The following is a 21,019-nucleotide window of genomic DNA, read 5'->3' as shown; positions in this document are numbered from 1 at the left end:
CTTAAGTAAAAAATGGAAGATTAGAATATGACAAAAGAAATACGTGTTTTTGCGGCTGGAAGTTTGCGTAAGGTTTTACCCGCTATGGCTGGACGGTCCGGTTTTTCAATAAATTCTGTCTTTGGTCCTTCCGGAGTTCTAAGGGAACGGATAGCACAGGGAGAACGACCAGCTCTGTATTTGTCTGCAAACCTTAAGCATTGTAAGATCCTAGCTGATATGGACCTTTGTTCCGAGCCGATAGTTTTTACTGAAAATTCGTTGTGCTTGTTCGGGCGTCCGTCAGCTTTGCAGCGCGGGGATGCTTTGCAAAATATGCTGAGTTCTGAAAATAGGGTTGGAACATCAACTCCAGTCGATGATCCCGGAGGAGATTACGCTTTTTCAGTGTTCGACAGGGCCGAGGTTATACAGCCCGGAAGCCGTGAGGTTTTGAGAAATAAAGCTCTGACGCTGGTCGGAGGGAAGAATTCTCCCAAATCGGCTGGACCGCATTCTCCGGTATATGGCTTGTTTGCCGAGGACAAAGTAGATCTTTTCTTGGGATACCGGACAACCGCAATGGATATTGCTCGAAGAATGGATAATATCGAAATTATGGATTTGCCTGATTCACTTAGTGTAAAAGCGCAATATTTTGCTGTTGTTATAGAAAAAAATAATGATGGAGTTGAACTTCTTAAGGGTTTGCAGGCTAGTGCTGCTCAGAATGCTCTTGAAGAGTTCGGGTTTAAAAGACCTTAGTATCTTTTTTTCAAAGAATAACCCCGCTGAGATCTCTTTTAGATAAGAAGTTTCAGCGGGGTTTTTATTTAATTTAAATCGCGTTCATTTTCTCAAGAACCTTATAAAGTCCCTGTGTTCCGAGCTCTTCATGCCCCATTGCCATGGCGGAAATGTAGAATTGATTTACAAGTGCAAGTCCGGGGAGTGAAAGTTTCATGCGTTTTGCTTCATCAAGGGCAATACCCATGTCTTTTACAAAGTGTTTGATGAAAAATCCCGGGTCGAAATCGCTGTCGGCAATTCTGCGGCCTAAGTTGTTGATGGACCATGAACCGGCTGCGCCTGAACCGATGACATCAATTACTTTATTAAGGTCCATGCCCGCTTTTTGAGCATAAAGCAGGGATTCCACAACGCCGATCATTGTTCCGGCTATTAGAATTTGATTACACATTTTGGTGTGCTGTCCCGCCCCTGTTTCGCCCATGAGCTGAACATTCTCGCCCATTATATCGAAAAGATCTTTGACCTTATCAAAAACTTTTTTATCGCCGCCGACCATAATTGCCAGTGTTGCATTGCGTGCACCGAGATCGCCGCCCGAGACAGGAGCATCAAGGGAGCCGACATTCTTATCAGCCGCTTCGGCGTGGATGAGTTCTGCCAAAGCCGGTTCGGAGGTTGTCATATCAACGATAATTTTACCGGGATCAGCATTGGCAAGTACGCCCTTAGTTCCGAGGATTGTCTGCTCAACATCGGTTGGGTAACCAACTATAGTGAAGATAATATCGGCCTTCTGCGCGACTGTCGCGGGTGAGTCACACCATGTTGCGCCCGCTGCAATAAGATCGGCAGCTTTGGCTTTTGTGCGGTTGTATATAAAAGCTTCGTGGCCCGCTTTTACAAGGTGCATACACATAGAGCTTCCCATTACGCCCGTTCCAATCCAGCCTATTTTCTTACTCATAATCCTGATCCTCACATAAAATTATATTTCAACAGTACTTAAAAGTTCATATCCTAATAAGTTCGAAACGAAAACCATTTGATACCGAAGTCCGGCTATATATTTTATTTATACAAAGCATATAAAGTTGCGCCGACCATAAGCACTACCATTGATGAATTGATGCAGAGTCTAAGTTTGCGGGTGCGCATTAGACGAAGCAATGAGGATCCCGTGTAGCCCCAGAGGCTGTGGAAAATTAATGCTCCGCAGGCAAAAGTAAGCACAAATATGCTGATTTCAAAAATTCGGGGGGCCGTAGGGTCTGCAAATTGACTGAATGCGGATATGTTCATAGCCCAGTTTTTGGGGTTCAGCGGGTGGAGCATCAGCCCGTCATATATTGAGAACGGCCTGATTTTTTCGGGAGGCTGCACGTTCATGCGCATAATTTTTAAGGCGAGATAGAGGATATATATGATGCTTACAACCTTGAAAGCTGAGGCTGTTCGTGGCGATGTCGTATATAATTCTCCAAGACCTAAGGCTATAAGCAGCCCGACAACTATTCCGCCAGTAACCATCCCGATAAGAAACGGTATGGATTTTTTGAAGCCCACTGTCTGACCCAGTGCCAGCATCGATAAATTGCCGGGACCGGGTGTTCCGGTCATGACAATAACAAAGAGCAAAAACGGCCAGTAATTTTCCTGCATAATATTTTCCTTTCGAGATTGTGTGTATCAATTTTTCTGATTGTAGACATATTGTTGACATTGTGTGTAGTCAATGGAATTATTGTGTGCATGACAAAATGGAACCCTATACTTGAAGTCGGGACAGGTCCGAAATATCGAGCACTGGCTGATGTTATTGAGCGTGATATCTTTGCAGGCAAGCTTAAACCGGGGGATCGACTCCCCACACACCGTGAACTGGCTGACGAGCTGGCAATCAATGTCAGTACTGTTACGCGCGGTTATGTTGAGGCTGAGCGGCGCGGTCTTATTTCGGGAACTGTAGGGCGCGGAACATTTGTGGCTTCGGATGCGCGGATTTCTTCATCTATGGTTTCATTTGAACCGCATGCTCCCGGTCTTATTGAGATGGGTATGGTTAATACCTTTTACGATCTGGACCCTGACATTCAAGAGGGAATGAAAAGGCTTATCCGGCGGCGTAACTCGAATGCCTTTATGCGCTATACTGATCCGCGAGGATTGCCTGAGCATCGTGCGGCAGGGGCGGAATGGTGCAAACGTTACCGTCTTGATGTCACTCCTGATGATGTACTCGTCTGCTCAGGCGCACAGCACGCACTTACCTGCTGTCTGACAGGGTTGTTTCGTGCGGGGGATCGTATTGCTTCGGACGCTCTCACTTATCCCGGCATGAAAACTTTGGCGGCCATGCTCGGCATCCGGCTTGTTCCGATTACAATGGATAAGGAAGGTATGCTTCCTGAAGCGCTTGATACTGTCTGTCGCAGAGAGAATATCAAAGGGCTTTACCTTATGCCCGGAGTACAGAATCCCACTACTGCGTGTATGTCTGCGCAACGACGCGAAGCAATTGCTTTGATCGCGCGTAAGCATTCTCTTCTTATCATTGAAGACGATGCTTATGATCTGACCACGCAAAGTTCTCTGCTTCCGGTTTCATATCTGGTTCCTGAAAACAGTGTTCACATTGCAGGGCTTTCTAAATCTCTGGCAGTGGGATTACGGGTGGCTTTTATGTCCGCTCCCAATCATCTGCGCGATCAATTGGCGCATGCGATTTTAAATACAGTATGGATGACTCCGCCGCTTAATGCAGAGCTTGCTTCTGAGTGGATAAAGGATGGCACCGCAGATACTATTATTAATCTTAAGCAGAATGAAGCCAGAAAGCGTTTTTCAGCTGTTAAAGATCTTCTCGACGGGTTGATCTATTACGGGCAACCAACGGGATTTTTTATTTGGCTTCAATTGCCGAAACCGTGGCGGGGTTATTTGTTTGAAGCCCGGGCCCGTGAGGCTGGAATAAATATATTCGGTGCGGAAAAGTTTGCGGTGGGGGACAGCGTTGTTCCCGCAATGGCTAGGATTTCACTTAGCGGGCCGCGCACGGCAGATGAATTGTTGAGGGGGCTGACGATGTTGCGGGAGATTTTCTATGGTGGCTAGATTTTGAAACAAAATGCCCCGACCGAAGTCGGGCTGGTGTGATTAGATGGATTTTCAAAGTTTCAGCTTGAGCCGAGTCAGGTCCGGGGAACTAAATTCTGCTTAAATTGAAGTTGTTTTCTACTCACAAGGTATGATATAGGAAGTCAACGAGTGAAGATTATAATAACAACGCTCTATTTGTGAGCTGCACAATCTGAAAAGCGAGAATAAGTCTATGTATTTTCCCGTTGCCGGAATCGAAGTAAACCCTCTTGTCCCTCCATTAGTGGCTTTCGTTGTATCTTTCTTCACTTCTATGGGCGGAGTTTCAGGCGCATTCCTGCTTATGCCTTTTCAGATGTCGTTTCTCGGTTATACTTCACCATCCGTTTCGGCAACGAATCAGCTCTTTAATATTGTCGCTATTCCGTCAGGTGTTTTGCGCTATATCCGTGAAGGGCGCATGGTTTGGCCTCTGACTATTGTTGTTATTGTGGGAACTTTGCCCGGTGTGCTTGTCGGGGCTATTGTTCGCGTCAAGTGGCTTCCTGATCCAACAGCATTTAAGCTTTTTGCATCAGCAGTGTTGTTGTGGATCGGCGTTAAACTCGCCTTAAGCATACTCAAAAAAAATAAAAGTCCTAATAAAGACGCTGAAGAAAAGTTTCAGCAACTCGTCAAAGATCATTCAAAGAGAAATGATGAAGGTGAAAAACTTCCGACTGTACGCGTTCTGAAATTCTCAGCTACACGCATCAGTTATGAATTTTATGGCGAGGTTTATGATTGCTCATCAATCGGCCTTCTTTCACTATCTTTGATAGTTGGAATTGTGGGCGGTATTTATGGAATCGGAGGCGGGTCTATAATTGCTCCGTTTTTTGTGACTATTTTCGGGTTGCCGGTTTATACCGTGGCAGGTGCGGCGCTTATGGGAACTTTTGTTACTTCGGTGGCGGGAGTGTTGTTTTATCAAGCCATCGCCCCGCTTTATCCGAATATGGCAATAGCTCCGGACTGGACGCTTGGCATTCTTTTCGGCATCGGCGGCATGGCGGGCATGTATTTCGGTGCGCGTTGCCAGAAATTTTTCCCAGCTAAGATTATCAAATGGATGCTTACGGTCATCATTTTATTTACCGCGGGTAAATATATTTCAGAGTTCTTTTTGAAGTAAGGATAGTAAAATTATGTGGATTGAGGAAAGTCTGTAATGTATACGGTGACAAAGGAACCCGGTTCCAATTGTCACGGATGATTATTTTTTTTGATTGTTTCTACTACTGCAGTTGCTTTACGACGTTTTGCTTCTTTAACTGTGATGAATTGTCCATTCTTGGCATCTCTACCAATTTTTCTGGTTTTTTCTTTTGACATGTTTACTCCTTAACAACTGATATTGCTATTGCGTGATGCTCCGATGTCATGGTAGCTATGCTTACTTTACAAGGAGCTACCCGGGTCATGATTTGGGAGCAATTTGTGCCGCGACCCCAGTTGCTTAGATAGGTCGCTTTATTAAAAAACCACTCACTGCTATGAGTGGTTTTTTTTAATTAAATTGGCTTCTTATTTTTCCATGTCCAACATAGCGAGAAAGAAGTCGGTAGTTCTTTTTTTCATATCTAATTCTTCCAGCAACAATTGCTTGATGAATATCTGCTTCTCTTGCAAGACAAATAATATCAGCAATTTTTGCAGATTTAGGCGCATTAGATGCTAACCATAGTTTTTTAGGGATTAACACTTCTTTTGCAAATTTATCAGCTTCTTTTTCTATATTATCTAGCGAGTTATGCAATTCTAAATCATCAATAATGCAATCGTCGGAGGCTGTAAGGTGGTTCAGTGCTAAGTGAGCTAGTTCATGCAGCAAGGTAAACCAAAAATAGTCAATTCTATCATATCGTAAACTCATTCCTATTACGGGAATTTTTCCTTTTTCCAGCAGAAGTACAGCATCAACATATGTTCGCTTCAGATGAGGCACTATGACTAGTTTAATACCTTTGTTTTGCAAATATTCTTTAGCGTTTGCTGGGCCAGAAGAAAGAGTGCTAAGTTGAACGACCTTGCGTAAAAAGTCATAATTAAGTTCAGATTGATTGAAGTTTGAGTCCATTTTAATATTATGAGCTTCAACTAAAACTTTGAGAATCCAAGCTTGAAGAGCAAACGAATCATCTTTTGCGTTACGGCGAGTTCCTTGACGAAAACAGGCTGTTTGGGTCAAAAAATTATCAACCCCTGCTTGAGCCGCAAGGTTACGCATTATTTCTTCTTGCTGTGTACGAGGATCAAGATCCGTCACCCATCCATGCGAAATTATTTCAGATGTTGGAAATTTTTTCCAATCAACATCATCTCCGTCTTGGTAAAAAGGACTTCCTTCTTGGATTAGTGTTTCAGCTGGAATAGAAAGTCCTGTGTGCAAGGCTCTAATCATTGAAAGAGTTAAGGGTCTTTTTCCACTAAGCACTTCTGAAACTTTAGACCTACTCCCTATAAATGGAACTAAATCGGATTGATTTAATCCTTGTTGATCTATCACGAACTTAATAGCTTCAATAGGGTTTGGTTGAGGAACAGTGTGATGTTCATTTTCATAAACAGATACCAAGGTAAGAAGAATATCAAGTTCGTTACCTTCTTGAGTATTGGCCTTTGCTCCCCATAGCGATTCAATGCGTTCGAGGGCGAGTTCATAGTCGCCTTCTGTCTTAACAGGGCGGATATTCATGTTTCACCTCCGAAGGGTTAATTTTGTTATAGTCTTTATGTCTGCCAAACCATTTTACGTAGGCAGATTGGCGAAGGAAATCTATATTTACAATTAATCTGAAATGATTGCCTTTTATATTAAAAAAGATCACGTCATTAGTGATTAAATCAGCTGACCCAAAAATTTGTTTTAATTCTGAAAAATGTTTGAAGTTACTTTTTTTCATAATTACAAGCCATGTTCGCAAGGCTTGATCCGCCTCAGGATAACAGTTGCGATAAGCATTTAATGTTTTGGTTGAGATTACGTTCACAACTAATATATATGTTCCCAAAAAAAATAAGTCAAGAGTGTTCCCATAAAAAAAGCTTGTTCTTTTTGAAGTAAGCAGTTGCCACTTGCTAACATATACGTCTGCATGTAACTCGTTTTCATGGGACACATCATTGCAAAAGATATTTATCGGCAGTTAGGTCAAAAGGTTGATAATACCACGGTTCGCATGCCGTGGTCTGAGCCTTTGCATGAACTTCTTAAATCTCTTTATTCCCTCGCAGAAGCGGATCTTATTGTCCGCATGCCCTATCGCCCTTCAAGTTTTCAGCGTATCGCAAAAATTACCGGCATTAATCAAAAACAACTCCAGCCTATGCTTGAAGAGATGTGCTTCAAGGGGCTTGTTTGCGATATGTGGGAAAAAGATGAATATCTCTATATGATCAGCCCGTTTGTTATCGGCTTTTTTGAATTCACCATGATGCGTACGGGCGGCAATCTTGACTCCAAAAAATGGGCAGAATTGTTTCAAAGTTATATGTTCGGAGACCGATCTTTTATCGACGCAAATTTTGGTGACGGGCAGCAAATTTCGGTCATGCGCGCACTGCCTTATGAAGAAACTATCCGCGATGTCGATCATGTTGAGATTCTTGATTATGAGAAAGCATCAGCTCTGATTGAACAACAAAATCTATTCGCAGTCGGTTTATGTTCTTGTCGGCATGAAAAAATGCATCTCGGCAAACAAGGGTGCGATGTCCCCCTTGAAACGTGCACTTCCATGGGTGACGCAGCGCAGTTTCTGATTCGTAATAAATTTGCCCGCGAAATTTCACGTTCTGAAATGTTCGATATTCTCGCTCGTTCTAAAGAAATGGGATTCACGCTTTCTACGGATAACGTCAAACAGAATGCAGGCTTTATCTGCCATTGTTGCGGGTGCTGCTGCAATCTTATGCAGGGCATCAAATATTCAGGTTACCCGGGCATGCTTGTTTCTTCATCTTTCATTGCAAAATATGATCTTGCAGGCTGTAATGGTTGTGGATTGTGCGCCAAGGCGTGTCCGATTGATGCCATCACCATGCTTGAAAAAAATGACGTTGATTCTGTTACCGCAACCGCTGCCGTTCCTGCTAAAAACCGAAAGTATCCTGAAATTAATAATAAGCTCTGCCTTGGATGCGGAGTCTGTGCTTTAAAATGCAAAACCGGCGCATTGCAGATGGAAAAGCGCGAGCAGAAAGTTATTCATCCCGAAGACAGTTTTGAACGCGTTATCCTGCAATCCCTTGAACGGGGAACTTTACAAAATCTTATTTTTGATAATCCCAACAGTCGCAGTGAATCATTTATGCGAGCTGTTGTTGGTGGATTCCTTAAACTTTCTCCAGTTAAAAAAGGACTTATGAGTGAAGCCTTACGGTCTCGTTTTCTCGGAGCAATCAGAGATAAAAATTAAAACAAAAAATCCGAAAGGCTTTGCTTTTAATTATTCAATATGCAACATTATAAGTTATAGTGAATCTTAAATCTAGCTTTAATGTTGCAAAGTGAACATACTTCTATTTTTTGCTTAACAATCTCTTTCGTTCTTTTACATGCAATGTCGGGCACAATGTGCTAGATTGCTAATAATAAAGTTTGACGTGTTTTAAAAATTGAAGTGCCGTATTTCCCTAAGGCGGTCTTTTTTACGAAATTTAAAACAAGGTAGGTTTGAGAAATGGGTAAAACCAGACTCTACAAAGCGATTTATGAGATTACCAGAGCTATCAATTCCAGCTTGGAACCGGAAAAGGTTCTTTCCCGGATAGCCGAGAAGGTTGCTACGGAAATGAATCTGAAAGGATGTTTCATTCGTTTACTTGATCGTAGCGGTGAGCTTCTTTTAGCGGATGCCTCATACGGACTGAGTGAAAGATACGAAAAAAAAGGACCTGTACAGGTTTCTAAAAGTCGTATCGATCAGGAAGTCTTAAAGGGCGCAATTTTAAGTATTGCCGATGTCCGCAGTGATGACCGTTTTCAGTACCCTGAAGAAGCAGCAAAAGAAGGACTTGTTTCCTTGGTTGTTCTTCCGCTTACAGCACGGGGTGAAAAGGTTATCGGTGTGCTCAGAGTGTATTCGGGCGAAAAGCGTGAATTTTCAGAAGAGGAACTTGATTTCCTCAAATGCGTTGCAGATCTTTCAGGGCTTGCTCTGGAAAATGCACGCATGTTTCATGCACTTAAGAGAGCAAGTGAACTGGCTAACGATTACATCTACCGGGTCGACGACTGATCCGTTCCTTTTATGAGGATAGCAATATGAGTAAAGTAAAAGTAGGGATTAATGGATTCGGGCGTATTGGGCGTCAGGTGCTTAAAACCATTTGGGAAAGGCATCGCGATAATATAGAAGTTGTTGCAGTAAATGATCTTTTCGATATTAAAACCAATGCGCTACTTTGTTCCAGAGATACAAATTACGGTAAATTTCCGCCTGAAATCACTGTTGACGGCAACATCATGCAGATTGGCGATGATTTCACTATAAAGAATTTTGCTGAACGTGATCCGCGCAAAATCCCTTGGGGAGAATGCGGCGTGGATGTGGTTGTGGAATGCACTGGTATTTTCAGAACCGGAGAAAAAGCTGCTCAGCATCTGCAAGGCGGAGCAAAAAAAGTTGTAATTTCAGCCCCGGCACAGGATGAAGACATCACTGTTGTTATGGGTGTTAACCATAAAGATTATGATCCAATAAAACATAATATTATTTCAAATGCTTCTTGTACGACCAATTGCCTTGCTCCGATTGTAAAGGTTATACATGAGAAATTCGGCATTGAAAAAGGTGTTATGACCACCATTCATGCCTACACAAACGATCAGCGCATTCTCGATCAACCGCATAAAGATTTAAGGCGCGCGCGTGCTGCTGCTTGTAATATGATTCCTACGTCCACCGGAGCGGCTAAGGCTGTTGCGTTGGTTATTCCTGAGATGAAAGGCAAGTTTGAAGGATATTCTGTACGTGTTCCTACACCGACAGTCTCTCTTGTGGACTTTGTAGCAATACTTAGCAAAGATACCACAACTGAAGATCTTAAAGCTGTGCTTAAAAGTGCGGCTGAAGGAGAACTCAAGGGCATTCTCGGTTATTCCGAAGAGCCGCTTGTTTCTTCTGACTATCTGGCCGATCCTCGTTCAGGTATTGTGGAAGCCGATTTCACCGTGGTTCAGGGTGGAAATCTTGCCAAAGTATACGCATGGTACGACAACGAGTGGGGTTACTCCTGCCGCGTTGCAGACCTGATTGATTACATGGCGAAGTGCGGATTGTAAGAATTCGTCTTAAGTAAGTTTATTGAGAGATAAGTCCGTTGAAGTTTGCGCTTCAACGGGCTTTTTTTGTGTAAAAAACCCATCCCCCGGACCTGACTCGGCTTATTCATGTCCGCCTTGCTCGGTACTCTCCTGTTTCAACAGATGCATTTTTGTAAATAAATCAATGTTAACAGGGAGCGTAAGAAATGCCAAAAGTTTCAGCGGGTGGAATGGGTAAATTTTCAGCGGAGCAAGGGCGGCGCGATGTTTTAGGTGCGGACGGAGGGGCAAAGGCCGTTAGTCCTGAGGTTGAGCTTTTGCTCAGTAAAAAGGATATAGCTCCTGAGCTTATGAAGCGTGCCCATGACAGGCAGGATGAAGAACGTGATTTGCGGGTGCTCGATGCTTATAATTCTTTTGAGGCAGGATTGCAGGAGATTTTAAATTCTCCTGAAACAGGAGTTTTGCAACGGCAGGCCGGGGCGGCGCAAACCGCAACCAATGAAGTTAATGATTATTTTTCAGAGGAAGGCGGCAAGCATCTCGATAATCTGCCGGATGATGAAGCTCGTGTAAGGTTTACGGCTCTTTTGAATTCCCGCAGGAAAACAGCGATAAATTTTGTCGCACAGTATCAGAGTCAAGAATATCAGAATTGGAAGGATAACACCGCCCGTGCCACCATTGATTCTGTGCTCAAATCGGTAAACCTCAGCCCGGATTATGCAACACTTGTGCATGGTGAGAATCTTTTGGAAGGCGCGGTTTTAAGGCTTTACCGTGGAAGTGATCCCGCTGTTTTGAATCATCGCCTTAGTAGCGCAAAACAGGCTATGTATGGTGGTGCAATCGAATCTATCGGAGCAAAAGATCCAGTATCTGCCTTGCTTGTGGCGGTAAGCTGGAAAGATAGGCTTTCAGAAGAAACTTATCGACGCCTTGAAGAAAAATTAAAACCTCTGGCTTGGAATCAAAGTCTTAAACAGGAATTTGCTGCGTTACGCGGATTAAGTGATGAAGAGGCGCAGGCCAACCTTGAAGAAATAAGTGATCCGGCAATGCAGCAGGAACTTGTTGAAATGTTTCGGGCTGATAAATTTCAACAAGCTGCTATGGCCAAGAAGGCGGAAGAGGAAAGGCTGAACACATTAAATCGTGCTCTTTTTCAGGAATATAGCGAGGGTCGATTAACTCCAGAAATTATTACAGATTCAGGTTTACCGGTAAAGTTCCGTCAAAGATGGCGCCTTGTTATCGAAAGAAAAGATACGGTCGGCGAAGATGGACCGTTTATTACCGCAGTAGATGGAATAATTTCCCGTGCAATTGCTGTTGAGTATCAAATTTATTCATTGATGGCTGAAGGACTTGGAGCTGGAGATACCGTTATGCTCGCGTCCTTATTCACTATGCGGGATAATCCGCAGGCAAAACTCATTATGAATTGTCTGAAAGATCTTGCGGAAGTGAATGAATCGGCTGGAGGTGATCTGGAAGATTACGCCGCCGCCATTCGTGATTTGCTTCACCGTGTTCAGTATTTATTACAGAAGGGGGAAGTATTCAGTATTACATCAATACGGAACGAGGTCAGAGACGATTATTTTGGAGAGAGCAAGCTTATTTCCAAAGAGTCTTTGGTCTCAAAAGTAGAAAATATGGAAGGTGATGAAATAAAAAATAAGAGAGCTGAATCTGTAGAAATTGAATCCGCTGGCAATGAACCCGATGGCACTAAAATAGATGAAATCGAAGCCGAGGCGTAATTGATAAAGAGAGCACTCTGTCGCAGGCAGGGTGCTCTTTCCAAAACTATCTCTACGAGGTAATGTTCATCAAAATAAAAATTAATTTATGAAATATATCAGGAGCCGTCATGCAGCGCTATTTTAACTTATTTGTTTTATTTATTTTGTTATCCAGCATGGCTGCTTGCGGACCTAAAAATAATATTAATACCGCGCCGGATATTAGCGCGCTTCCGTATTCAACGGTGCAGGTTGCAGACGCACAAATAGCTTATCGAGTGTATGGAAATGGCGAACCGCTACTTATGATCATGGGTTTTGCCGGAACTATGGATCTATGGGATCTGGATTTAATTCGTGAACTTGCTAAAAAACATCAGGTAATCTTGTTTGATAATCGGGGCATGGGTGGTTCTTCCGCTGGAACGGAACCAGTATCAATAAGTCGTATGGCTGATGACAGCGCGGGGCTGCTGGATGTACTGGGATATGAAAAAGCTCATATTTTAGGATGGTCTATGGGCGGGATGATTGCTCAGGAACTAGCTTTGAATCACTCTGATAAAGTTGATAAATTGATATTGATGGGAACAGCCTGCGATAGTGTGCCTGTAGCAAAAATTACAAAAGAATTAATGAAAATGGATACAAAAGAACTGCTTTCCCATTTTTTTCCAAAGGCATGGCTGGATAAGCATCCTGATGCAATTTCAAAGTTGCCATATTCAAAAAATCCTCCGAATATAGAAATTATTAAAGCACAGGGCGAGGCAATGATTAATTGGCCTGGAACATGTGGCAGGCTTGAATTAATGCATAAAGATACATTGATTATTTCAGGCGTGCAGGACGATATTCTTCCTGAAACTCTGAGCTTTGAGTTGGCAGAGAAGATCCAAGGAGCATGGCTGATCCGTTTTAAAAATGCGGCTCACTGGCTTATGTATCAAGCCCCTGTGAGCCTAGCCCGGACCATTTCCACATTTCTTATTGTGCGCGAAGATATGCTTGCACAGTAGTTGAAAATTAATTTACCAGATATTTTTTGGGATTTTATTTTCATCAGCATAGAAGCGGTTGAAATCTTCAAATGCTGTCAGCGCTGCCGCCGCTCCCTGTCCTGTGGCTGTGATAATCTGACGGACTCCGCCGGTAACATCTCCGGCTGCGTAGACTCTTTCAATGTTGGTCCGTTGTGAAGTGTCTACTTCTATGAATCCGTCATCACATAACTTAACACCAATTTTTTGGGCAAGAACAGTGTTCGGTGTTTGCCCTATAGCAACGAAAAGACCGTCCGTTTCTCTCTCAAATTCAGAGCCGTCTTTAGTGTTTTTAAGGCGTGCACCAACAACTTGATCTTCTCCCAGCACCTCAGAAACAACACAATTCCATAAAATTTCAATTTCCTCGCGTGCTACAGCGTCCTGCAATACTTTTTCGCCTCTGAAAGAGTCTCCGCGGTGAACTATCGTTGTTTCGACACCGAGTTTTTTTAAGTGGAGAGCATCAGTCATGGCTGTATTCCCTCCGCCGATAACAAGAACTTTTCCGCCGCGATAGAAATTTCCATCACAGGTGGCACAATAACTGACGCCATGTCCGTAGAATTTTTCTTCGCCGGGAACGCCGAGCATGCGCACTTTTACACCTGTTGCCAGCAATATGCCTTTGGCGTGGTAAGTTGTTTCATCGGTTACCACTTTAATACGTTCTCCGTATTGAATATCAAGAACCTCAACAAATTGTTTTATTTCAGTATATTCACGTGCATGAGTGCTGAGTATTTCAACAAGATCAAAACCCTGAACATTCGGAAAACCAGGGTAGTTTTCAACTTTAGGAGTGAGGGCTATTTGTCCTCCAACTCCCTGCTTATCGAGGATGACGCAACTCAGCCCGCTTCTTTTCGCATATATTCCTGCGCTCATTCCAGCAGGCCCGGAACCTATAATGACCAGATCAATGTCCGTTTCGTTCTTTTTCTGTCCTGTCTCTTTTTTTATCTCGCGCTGTTTTTTAAGGATATCATCCAAAGGTTTGAGAAAGAGCAGTTGTGTCATAAATTTTTCTTCGGCTTCAAGGCCGATGAATGAAATTTCGTTGTTGAAATCTGTGTGAGGCACTGAACCCACTTTGTACTTTTCAGCTAAATCTGAATTTTCCAAGGTTGATATGCACCATGCTGAAACCTTATCAGGGCTGACAACAGCTGCTTTGAATGCGTTTATAGCCTGTCCGGGGCAGTAGGGGCAGGTCGGGCTGGAAAATATTTTAATATGTCTTTTAGAATCAAGCTTGGACATGATTTCTTTTGTACTGTCTGAAATAATTGACGTTCCTCGTGAAGCAAGGTTCAGGGCTTCAATAAGAGCTCTGCCTTCTTCACCTGCCGGAGCGCCTAAAAAGCGGATGTCGTATGATTCAGGAGAGATAAGGACTGTGGGAGTTGTGTCTACTCCGCGTTTACTAGCCATGTCAGAGTCCAGAGAATATTCGAAGATCTTGATTTTACCCGTAAGAGTGGCGAGGGCGTGGCAAAGATTCAGTGTAAATTCATTGTATTCGTCATGAGGTCCTTTTCGAGTGTAGACTTCAATGATTGCGTCCTTATCAAATTCAGAAAATAATTTTTCTAAATATTTAAGGCTCTCATCGGGAATAAAGTTACGATATTTATCTTCAGCAGTTAATGCGCTCATATAATTCTCCTGTTACTTTCTGATGAGATTAACTCATGGAATCCTTTTCTGAAAGAATTAATCTATTAATTATGAATATGTGATATCCATATCAAAAAGACTTAACAGGAATCATTACTAAATAAAAATAAAAAGTTTAATAATAATAGGATGGATTCTAGGAATGCAGTTCAAACTGTCGTCCCTTGCTGAAACGTACCTTGTCGGGGGTAATGTTGAGGCGTGAGTAGAGGGGTTTAAGAGTCCCTTTGTGTCCCCAGAATTCACCGGAGTATTTAGATGGGACAACAACCTGTTTTACTTCTGAATTTAATAACGGCAACCGTGAGCGAATGAACAGGTATAAGGCCTTCGAACGTACGAGTTGTCCGAGTGCCGGATGTACAGGGCCTGCTACAATGTTATCTTGAAATCCATCTTCGGAGGCAACGCCAAGCCTGATAACGTGAATTTTTTTGTTCCATAACCTTAGCAGTGCAAAGGAAAGTTCTTCTTCTGTTCTTGGCAAGCTCCAAGGTTTATATTTGCCTGCATTGTAAAGTTTCTCGAGCGCAGTCCCTTTTACTGTGAGGCATGGATAAATTCTTACAGCATCCGGTTGTATGGAAATTGTTCTGTCGATATCGTTTTGAAATTCACCTTTTGCTGAACCCGGCAAACCCGGTAAAAGCTGAACGCCCAGAGAAAGACCTGCTTTTTTGACTGTTTTGCAGGCTTTAAGAGCTGTTTCAGGAGAGTAGTTGCGTCCCGATCTTTTTAAAGTGTGTGCTGAAAAACTTTGAATGCCCAGTTCGAGCATATCCATTCCGGATTCTGCCAACTTCGTTAAATTATCAAATTCGATGAAGTCCGGTCTGGTGGAGCACCTTATTTTTGTGATGAAACCATTTTCTTTATGTTTTTTAGCTGCGCTTAAAAAGCGTTGCTGCCATTCCATTGGAAGAGCTGTAAATGTGCCACCGAAAAAAGCCAATTCAAGAGGTTTTCGGTTTGAATTTGAAAAAAAAGCGGGTATATCTTCGGTAATAGCTTGATATATTTTGTTTAATCCCTTAGCGCCTGTACCAGTTTGTCTTTCTTGTGAACAGTATACACAGCGTGATGGGCAACCCATAAAGGGCATAAAGACAGGCCAGATACGGGTTTTCGGGCGGCTAGGTTCAGGGTGTTTGAAGAGGAGACAGCTCATTTTTTGGGGGTATTCCTTAAATAAAAAACACTAGTCATGTCTTTATTTAATAAATTAGCTTGATTAAAAAAAAATGGTTAGGTAAATAATTAGTAATCTTATCACTGTGGAACGAGTTATACTCGTTTAGAATTATTTATCACAACACGCAACACAAGTATTTCAACATTAATTAATATGAACAATCAAGACTGTATTTTTTGTAAGATAGTTGCTGGAGATATTCCTTGTTTTAAAATTTATGAAACAGAAAATATTCTCAGCTTCTTAGATATCGGGCCTGTTAACAAAGGACATGCGCTTGTAATTCCTAAAGGGCATTATAAAAATCTTTGGGATATTCCTGCTGATCTTGGAAAAGAGCTTATGACAGCTTCGCAGGTAGTTGGTGATGCTATTGTTAAAGCCACCGGAGCTGATGGGCTGAATCTGCTTATGAACAACAATGATGCCGCAGGGCAGCTTGTTTTTCATGCGCATTTTCATCTTATTCCCCGTTTTAAGGACGATGGATTAAAACTTTGGGATCAAGGTGAATATAATGATATGGATGAAGCAATGGCCCTTGCCCAAAAGATAGAAAAGATGATAAAGTGAATAAATTGATAGGTAATTTATTCTGGAGATAACGTTTTAGCTAGTATAGCCGCTGGGCAAAACCAGTGGATAACTTAAAAACCGCCGCCCCTGACCACAGGGCCGGGGATACCGGAGGAGAGGAAATGGCGAACGGAAATACTCTTACAAAAGCCAGTGTCGTTGATTACATCTATGAGAAAACCGATCGGAATAGAGCGGAAATCAAAGATCTGGTTGAAAGCATCCTTGACATCATGAAGCAGGCGATCAAAAGCGATCACGCAATGCTTGTCAGCGGTTTCGGTAAATTTGAAGCTTATGATAAGAATGCAAGAAAGGGGCGTAATCCCCAGACAAATGAGTCAATAACATTGCCTGCGCGCAAAGTTGTTGTCTTTAGACTTTCCCGTAAATTCAGATCAGAGCTTAACTAATAACATCCGGTTTTCCGGCTGCGATTGGCTCGACCCGTTTTTCAATTAAATAAGGGTCCCGAATTGATTATTCGGGCCCCTTAATTTGTTGTCTTTTTTCTAATCTGTCACAATGAATACGTCTGTGAATTCAGATCCGAGAGAACTCAGAGCTTCTTCCGCTGCGAGCAGTGTCTCAAAGTGTCCGGCTTGAACCCTCATATATGTTGCTCCGTTCACACTCACTTCCACCATTCTTGATTCATTGTAGCCATTCCTGCGCAGTCCTTCCAAGATTGATTCGGCGCGTGCGCGTTCAGTAAAAGAACCTACTTGAATGAAGTATTGCGTTTCGTTCGTTGCGGTTTCTGAAACTAAAATTTCTTCTATTTCCGGTTCGGCCCGAACGGTTTCTTCTATCACGGCGATTGTTTCAGGAGCCGCGGTTACGGCAACAATTTCAGAAGCAGCGACAGGTTCAACATTAACATTATCAATGGTGCGAAGGTCAACGCGGGTAATCCCTTTGTTAGCAATGCCCAGTTTTGATGCGGCCGTATATGAAAGATCGATAATTCTCATGTCCGGGTCTGCAAAGGGGCCGCGATCATTGATGCGGACAACAACTTTATTGCCGGTTTCATGTTCAGTTACTTCTACCATGCTACCCATGGGTAGAGTTCTATGTGCTGCGGTCATTGCATACATGTCATATGTTTCACCGTTGGCTGTGGTCCGACCATGAAAGTCATCACCATACCATGAGGCAAGACCTTCTGCTTTGTATCCTTTAGAAGTGAGGTACGGCACGTAGGTTCGTCCGTCTATTGTGTAGGGATCGGTTTTCAAAATCGGTTTTACAGTGTTTGGAGTATCCCTGTGCACAATTTTAGGCTGCGCGAGCGGCCTTGAAGAGTGGATGACTTTTTTACCGCAACCTGCTGCAAATAGAAGTAGCAACGAGCAAAAGCAGACTATTATTTTTTTCATTTATTCCTCCGGAAGATCAAAAGAAGTTATTTCCTCTGTGCTGTTCAGTTGATCTGATTCAGAACAAAGGTATAGGTTTCATAATTGGTGAATTTACTTAAGTCCAGTTGTTAACGAGTGCGGGATAAAGCAAGCGCCAGCGCTGTCGTCAATTTTACAAGTTCGCCATTATTTTTACGGACCGTTGCCGCCAGACGCTTTCCTATGGTCAAAAGAAGTTTATTACCTATGGCAGGGTGTTTTTCAATCAATGCGAAAAATTTTTCTCTATCTGTAATCAAAAAATCAGAGTCTTCAACAACTGTAACGGTCGCGGAACGATGGTCATTATCAATAAGTGCAATCTCACCAAAAACAGGAAAAGTTGAATCATCAAGACTGGCAAGAACTTTGCGCGGATTTTCCATTTCTAACAATGGGATACTCATACCTTTCATAAGCATGGCTTTTGAAATTTTAACTTTCCCATCGACCAGAATAAACATTTCATGTCCTTCCTCTCCTTCAGAGATGATATTCGTGCCGGATCTGACTGATATTTTTCTAAAAATATTTTGAACGTGAAAAAGTTCTTCATCTTTAAGATCATTGAATATCGGTATTAATTTCCATGAATCAGTCATGATCAAAATCTCCTGCCGCGCTGATAACCAGAAGAGCGTCATACTGGGCCATCGGTTCGCTGTCAGCAGGGTTCATTTTTACTTCAGGCCCTTGCAAGCCCAGTGATGTATCCTGTCCAGAGTTTTCAAAAAGTTCTATTATGAATTGATCGAGAGCTGAACCTTCATCCATAACGTCTTGCAGTGAAAGATTTTTACCAAGTTTGCAAGCTGCAACAGGAAGGGCTCCGTCAGTTGTCCGGAGGATGGAGCTGAGTTCTCCCCAGTTTTTGTGTTTATCATCAGAAGTGCAGGGTCTAAAAAGTAATCTTCCTGAGTTTCCGATTCCCAGAAGATTGCGGAAGAAAGAGAGCATTGAGGAGTTAATTCCCATCATGCCCATCATGCGGGCAGAAATTTCACCTCTGTGCAGAATTTCATTTGCCCCGGCCCTGCGGAGGTGTTCCCGGTTTTCATATTTGGCGATTTCAGCGTAAATCGGGACTTTCGGGGACATTGTTCGAAGAGCCAGTACTGCGTAAATAGCTTGCTGGTCAGCCTCTTTGCTTTCAATATTATCCTGACAGAGAACATAGATAGTTTTTGCAAATTCAGGATTTGCTCTGGCAATAACACTTGCCTGACAAATGGAGCCGTGAACAAAGTGCAGTTTGTCGCCAAGATCAAGTTTAAAAGCTATCTCGTCTCTTTGCTGTTCAAGCAGATCGCAAACAATGACAATGTTGAAATTTTTCAGCGCGGTTTGCTTTAGCAGTGATTCAATCAGTCCGAAAGCATAATCATTCCAGCCCAGTATAATAACGTGATCGCTGATTTTCACAGTTAAAAGCCCCTTACGTTTTTTAGCTTTCTGCTCAACCAGCATGGAAGCCATATTACCGGTTAGCGACGTAACCAGCCCGATGCCTGACAGCATCACCAAAGCTCCCAGAATTCTGCCCGGTACAGTTGCAGGAACTAGATCTCCATAACCTACAGTTGTGAGGGTTACGATCGACCACCAGAACGCATTGGAAAAATTTGCATTTGCACTTTCTTTAAGCTCAAGCCAGTAGAATCCGAAGGTGCTGAGCAACAGCAATCCGGCTGTAGCCAGCACCAGTTTTCCAAACCCAGTTTTCAGCCATGTAATAAAATTCATTCTTCCCCGCGGGTGAACTAATAAACAAAGTTACCTGAAATCATTATTCGGGATCTGTGATTTATTTTAATATAGTCTTTTTTTCGGGGGGGATTCAAGCTTGATTTGCTTTTAAGGGCATAAAACAGAGAAACCCGATTTCCGTTTAAACGGAAATCGGGTTTTAATCGCAGAATAAAGGCTGTGTATTTCTACAGATAGCCGAGAGCTGCTTTCATTTCACCGGGAACAACTGCGTCCTGCTGAGGTTCCAGGGTCTTCCATGAAGCACCGGCTTCTTTGCGGGCATCCTTAACTTCGTCAAGGCTGTAGCCTACGCGGGGAACTTCAAGGTTCTGTCCTGCATAAATCAGGTCAGGGTTTTTGATCTGATCTCTGTTTGCCTTATAAATAAGGGGCCACATGAAAGGATCATTGTAAATCTGCTGGTATTCAGCAATCCACCAAAGACATTCACCTTTTTCTACAACATGAGAAGTAGGAAGGTTTCTGTACTCAGCTTCATAAATTTCCATAGGTGTTGGGGGAACAACTGCTTCCTCAACAACTATAACTTCAGTTTCTTCAACAACCACAACTTCTTCCTGGACAACTTGCTTTTTAGCACAGCCCATTACGAACATCAGGCTGAGAACAACTGCGAGCCAGATAAGTTTTTTCATTTTTTAGAGGCCTCCTCTACGTAATAGAAATTTAAACTAGGGTACCCGTTGATTACAGTCAAACTTTAACTCTTTTCGTCCAATTATCAACTATTTCTTTTTCTTGCAATACCTTGGGATTTTTAGGGTTCAATTTATACGCTTGTTTTGTCGCATCAATAGCTTTTTCCATCCATCCGCCCATTCTTAAGCTTCTGGCGGCAAGAACATAAAGAATTTCAGGCTCTTCTTCGTAAATTGTCTCCACTAGGTACTCATATTCATCACGAAAAACTTCCCGTATAAGGTGATTTTGTGAGTAAAGGAGCCGTCCAAGAAGAGCATTTTCTTTATGATCTCGGAGAAATAAAGGTAAAAGTTTTCTACATCTGGCAATAATAAATCTGATGCGGCTTATTTCCCGCTCCATACTTTCTTCGGTCTGTTCAACTACCTGAACAAAATCCTGCCCGATTGAAGATTCCTGCAGAGCAATATCTTTGCCTCTCAAATTAGAAAAAAGAGGTGCATAGTTCAAATTCTGATAAGCATCTTCTCTCAGTTTGAAGGCTTCATGGAAAATATATCCCAATCCCCAATCCAGAAATCTACCGGACAAGGGATCTTCCTTTGTATTGCGGAAAAGCAAATGGGCTGTATCTTTGAGTCTCCAAAGTAACCCTTTATTCATTGCGGTTCCGATTAAATCATTTAGAACTTCAAAGCTTACACTTCGTTCCCGGTCGAAAGTTTCGAACTGTTCTTCGAGTGCGCTTCCGGCCAGACAGAAGTCTCTGAATGTATCACGAACAAATTCCGGCATTTTCGCCTGTATCCATGAATTGGACATAGGGG

General features: G+C 42.7%; 22 protein-coding genes. 10 read left to right on the top strand and 12 right to left on the bottom strand.

Annotated elements, in window-relative coordinates:
- The first annotated feature begins 27 nt into the window (after positions 1 to 27).
- A complete protein-coding gene (locus JEY82_RS08025; protein WP_304084680.1) occupies positions 28 to 744 on the top strand; it encodes a substrate-binding domain-containing protein in 717 nt (238 codons plus the stop codon).
- Between the two features lie 73 nt (positions 745 to 817).
- Here JEY82_RS08025 and JEY82_RS08020 read toward each other — a convergent pair whose 3' ends face one another.
- Both JEY82_RS08020 and JEY82_RS08015 read right to left on the bottom strand, forming a co-directional pair.
- Positions 818 to 1,696, bottom strand: a complete 879-nt coding sequence (locus JEY82_RS08020; protein WP_304084677.1) for an NAD(P)-dependent oxidoreductase — start codon at positions 1,694 to 1,696, stop codon at positions 818 to 820.
- A gap of 104 nt (positions 1,697 to 1,800) precedes the next feature.
- The gene (locus JEY82_RS08015) at positions 1,801 to 2,391 is read right to left on the bottom strand and encodes a LysE family translocator (RefSeq protein WP_304084675.1); all 591 of its coding nucleotides are present in this window, start codon (positions 2,389 to 2,391) and stop codon (positions 1,801 to 1,803) included.
- 90 nt (positions 2,392 to 2,481) lie between these two features.
- On the opposite strand from JEY82_RS08015, the gene JEY82_RS08010 reads away from it, so the two are divergent.
- A complete protein-coding gene (locus tag JEY82_RS08010) occupies positions 2,482 to 3,843 on the top strand; it encodes a PLP-dependent aminotransferase family protein (protein WP_304084672.1) in 1,362 nt (453 codons plus the stop codon).
- 217 nt (positions 3,844 to 4,060) lie between these two features.
- On the top strand, positions 4,061 to 5,002 hold the full coding sequence (locus JEY82_RS08005; protein ID WP_304084669.1) for a sulfite exporter TauE/SafE family protein: 942 nt from the start codon (positions 4,061 to 4,063) through the stop codon (positions 5,000 to 5,002).
- 71 nt (positions 5,003 to 5,073) lie between these two features.
- On the opposite strand, the gene JEY82_RS08000 is transcribed toward JEY82_RS08005, so the two are convergent.
- From JEY82_RS08000 to JEY82_RS19690, 3 genes are all read right to left on the bottom strand, one after another.
- Positions 5,074 to 5,202, bottom strand: coding sequence for a hypothetical protein (locus JEY82_RS08000; RefSeq protein WP_304084667.1), 129 nt, complete (start codon positions 5,200 to 5,202; stop codon positions 5,074 to 5,076).
- A gap of 175 nt (positions 5,203 to 5,377) precedes the next feature.
- Positions 5,378 to 6,565: a type II toxin-antitoxin system HigA family antitoxin gene (locus JEY82_RS07995; RefSeq protein WP_304084665.1), complete on the bottom strand. Its 1,188-nt coding sequence runs from the start codon at positions 6,563 to 6,565 to the stop codon at positions 5,378 to 5,380.
- On the bottom strand, positions 6,546 to 6,860 hold the full coding sequence (locus JEY82_RS19690) for a type II toxin-antitoxin system HigB family toxin (protein WP_369681154.1): 315 nt from the start codon (positions 6,858 to 6,860) through the stop codon (positions 6,546 to 6,548). Before JEY82_RS19690 ends, JEY82_RS07995 begins: the two co-directional genes overlap by 20 nt.
- 120 nt (positions 6,861 to 6,980) lie before the next feature.
- Between JEY82_RS19690 and JEY82_RS07990 the strand changes: the two genes are divergently transcribed.
- The 5 genes from JEY82_RS07990 (at position 6,981) to JEY82_RS07970 (ending at position 12,905) form a co-directional block, all read left to right on the top strand.
- Complete coding sequence (locus JEY82_RS07990; RefSeq protein ID WP_304084662.1) at positions 6,981 to 8,288, top strand: ATP-binding protein; 1,308 nt, start codon at positions 6,981 to 6,983, stop codon at positions 8,286 to 8,288.
- A 264-nt stretch (positions 8,289 to 8,552) separates the two neighbouring features.
- Positions 8,553 to 9,110 carry a GAF domain-containing protein gene (locus JEY82_RS07985; protein WP_304084658.1) on the top strand — a complete coding sequence of 186 codons (558 nt, stop codon included), beginning with the start codon at positions 8,553 to 8,555 and terminating at the stop codon, positions 9,108 to 9,110.
- A gap of 26 nt (positions 9,111 to 9,136) precedes the next feature.
- Positions 9,137 to 10,156, top strand: coding sequence for a type I glyceraldehyde-3-phosphate dehydrogenase (gene gap, locus JEY82_RS07980; RefSeq protein ID WP_304084655.1), 1,020 nt, complete (start codon positions 9,137 to 9,139; stop codon positions 10,154 to 10,156).
- Between the two features lie 188 nt (positions 10,157 to 10,344).
- On the top strand, positions 10,345 to 11,904 hold the full coding sequence (locus tag JEY82_RS07975; protein ID WP_304084653.1) for a hypothetical protein: 1,560 nt from the start codon (positions 10,345 to 10,347) through the stop codon (positions 11,902 to 11,904).
- Positions 11,905 to 12,014: 110 nt separating this feature from the next.
- Positions 12,015 to 12,905, top strand: coding sequence for an alpha/beta fold hydrolase (locus JEY82_RS07970; RefSeq protein WP_304084650.1), 891 nt, complete (start codon positions 12,015 to 12,017; stop codon positions 12,903 to 12,905).
- A gap of 12 nt (positions 12,906 to 12,917) precedes the next feature.
- Here JEY82_RS07970 and JEY82_RS07965 read toward each other — a convergent pair whose 3' ends face one another.
- Positions 12,918 to 14,588 carry an FAD-dependent oxidoreductase gene (locus tag JEY82_RS07965; protein ID WP_304084648.1) on the bottom strand — a complete coding sequence of 557 codons (1,671 nt, stop codon included), beginning with the start codon at positions 14,586 to 14,588 and terminating at the stop codon, positions 12,918 to 12,920.
- Between the two features lie 157 nt (positions 14,589 to 14,745).
- A complete protein-coding gene (locus tag JEY82_RS07960; RefSeq protein ID WP_304084645.1) occupies positions 14,746 to 15,777 on the bottom strand; it encodes an elongator complex protein 3 in 1,032 nt (343 codons plus the stop codon).
- A gap of 177 nt (positions 15,778 to 15,954) precedes the next feature.
- Between JEY82_RS07960 and JEY82_RS07955 the strand changes: the two genes are divergently transcribed.
- The gene (locus JEY82_RS07955) at positions 15,955 to 16,374 is read left to right on the top strand and encodes an HIT family protein (RefSeq protein ID WP_304084643.1); all 420 of its coding nucleotides are present in this window, start codon (positions 15,955 to 15,957) and stop codon (positions 16,372 to 16,374) included.
- Positions 16,375 to 16,499: 125 nt separating this feature from the next.
- Positions 16,500 to 16,790, top strand: a complete 291-nt coding sequence (locus tag JEY82_RS07950; RefSeq protein ID WP_085103387.1) for an integration host factor subunit alpha — start codon at positions 16,500 to 16,502, stop codon at positions 16,788 to 16,790.
- 99 nt (positions 16,791 to 16,889) lie between these two features.
- On the opposite strand, the gene JEY82_RS07945 is transcribed toward JEY82_RS07950, so the two are convergent.
- The 5 genes from JEY82_RS07945 to JEY82_RS07925 form a co-directional block, all read right to left on the bottom strand.
- A complete protein-coding gene (locus JEY82_RS07945; RefSeq protein WP_304084640.1) occupies positions 16,890 to 17,759 on the bottom strand; it encodes a septal ring lytic transglycosylase RlpA family protein in 870 nt (289 codons plus the stop codon).
- A gap of 110 nt (positions 17,760 to 17,869) precedes the next feature.
- Positions 17,870 to 18,382 carry a cyclic nucleotide-binding domain-containing protein gene (locus JEY82_RS07940; protein WP_304084638.1) on the bottom strand — a complete coding sequence of 171 codons (513 nt, stop codon included), beginning with the start codon at positions 18,380 to 18,382 and terminating at the stop codon, positions 17,870 to 17,872.
- A complete protein-coding gene (locus JEY82_RS07935) occupies positions 18,375 to 19,523 on the bottom strand; it encodes a TrkA family potassium uptake protein (RefSeq protein WP_304084636.1) in 1,149 nt (382 codons plus the stop codon). Before JEY82_RS07935 ends, JEY82_RS07940 begins: the two co-directional genes overlap by 8 nt.
- Before the next feature lie 191 nt (positions 19,524 to 19,714).
- Entirely contained in the window at positions 19,715 to 20,185 is a 471-nt protein-coding gene (locus JEY82_RS07930) for a LysM peptidoglycan-binding domain-containing protein (protein WP_304084634.1), read from the bottom strand.
- A gap of 58 nt (positions 20,186 to 20,243) precedes the next feature.
- Positions 20,244 to 21,014 carry a hypothetical protein gene (locus JEY82_RS07925; protein ID WP_092158121.1) on the bottom strand — a complete coding sequence of 257 codons (771 nt, stop codon included), beginning with the start codon at positions 21,012 to 21,014 and terminating at the stop codon, positions 20,244 to 20,246.
- Positions 21,015 to 21,019: the final 5 nt, after the last annotated feature.

The sequence above is a fragment of the Maridesulfovibrio ferrireducens genome, from assembly GCF_016342405.1.
GTDB classification, from domain to species: domain Bacteria; phylum Desulfobacterota; class Desulfovibrionia; order Desulfovibrionales; family Desulfovibrionaceae; genus Maridesulfovibrio; species Maridesulfovibrio ferrireducens_A.
This window is presented reverse-complemented; position numbering and strand designations above follow the sequence as displayed.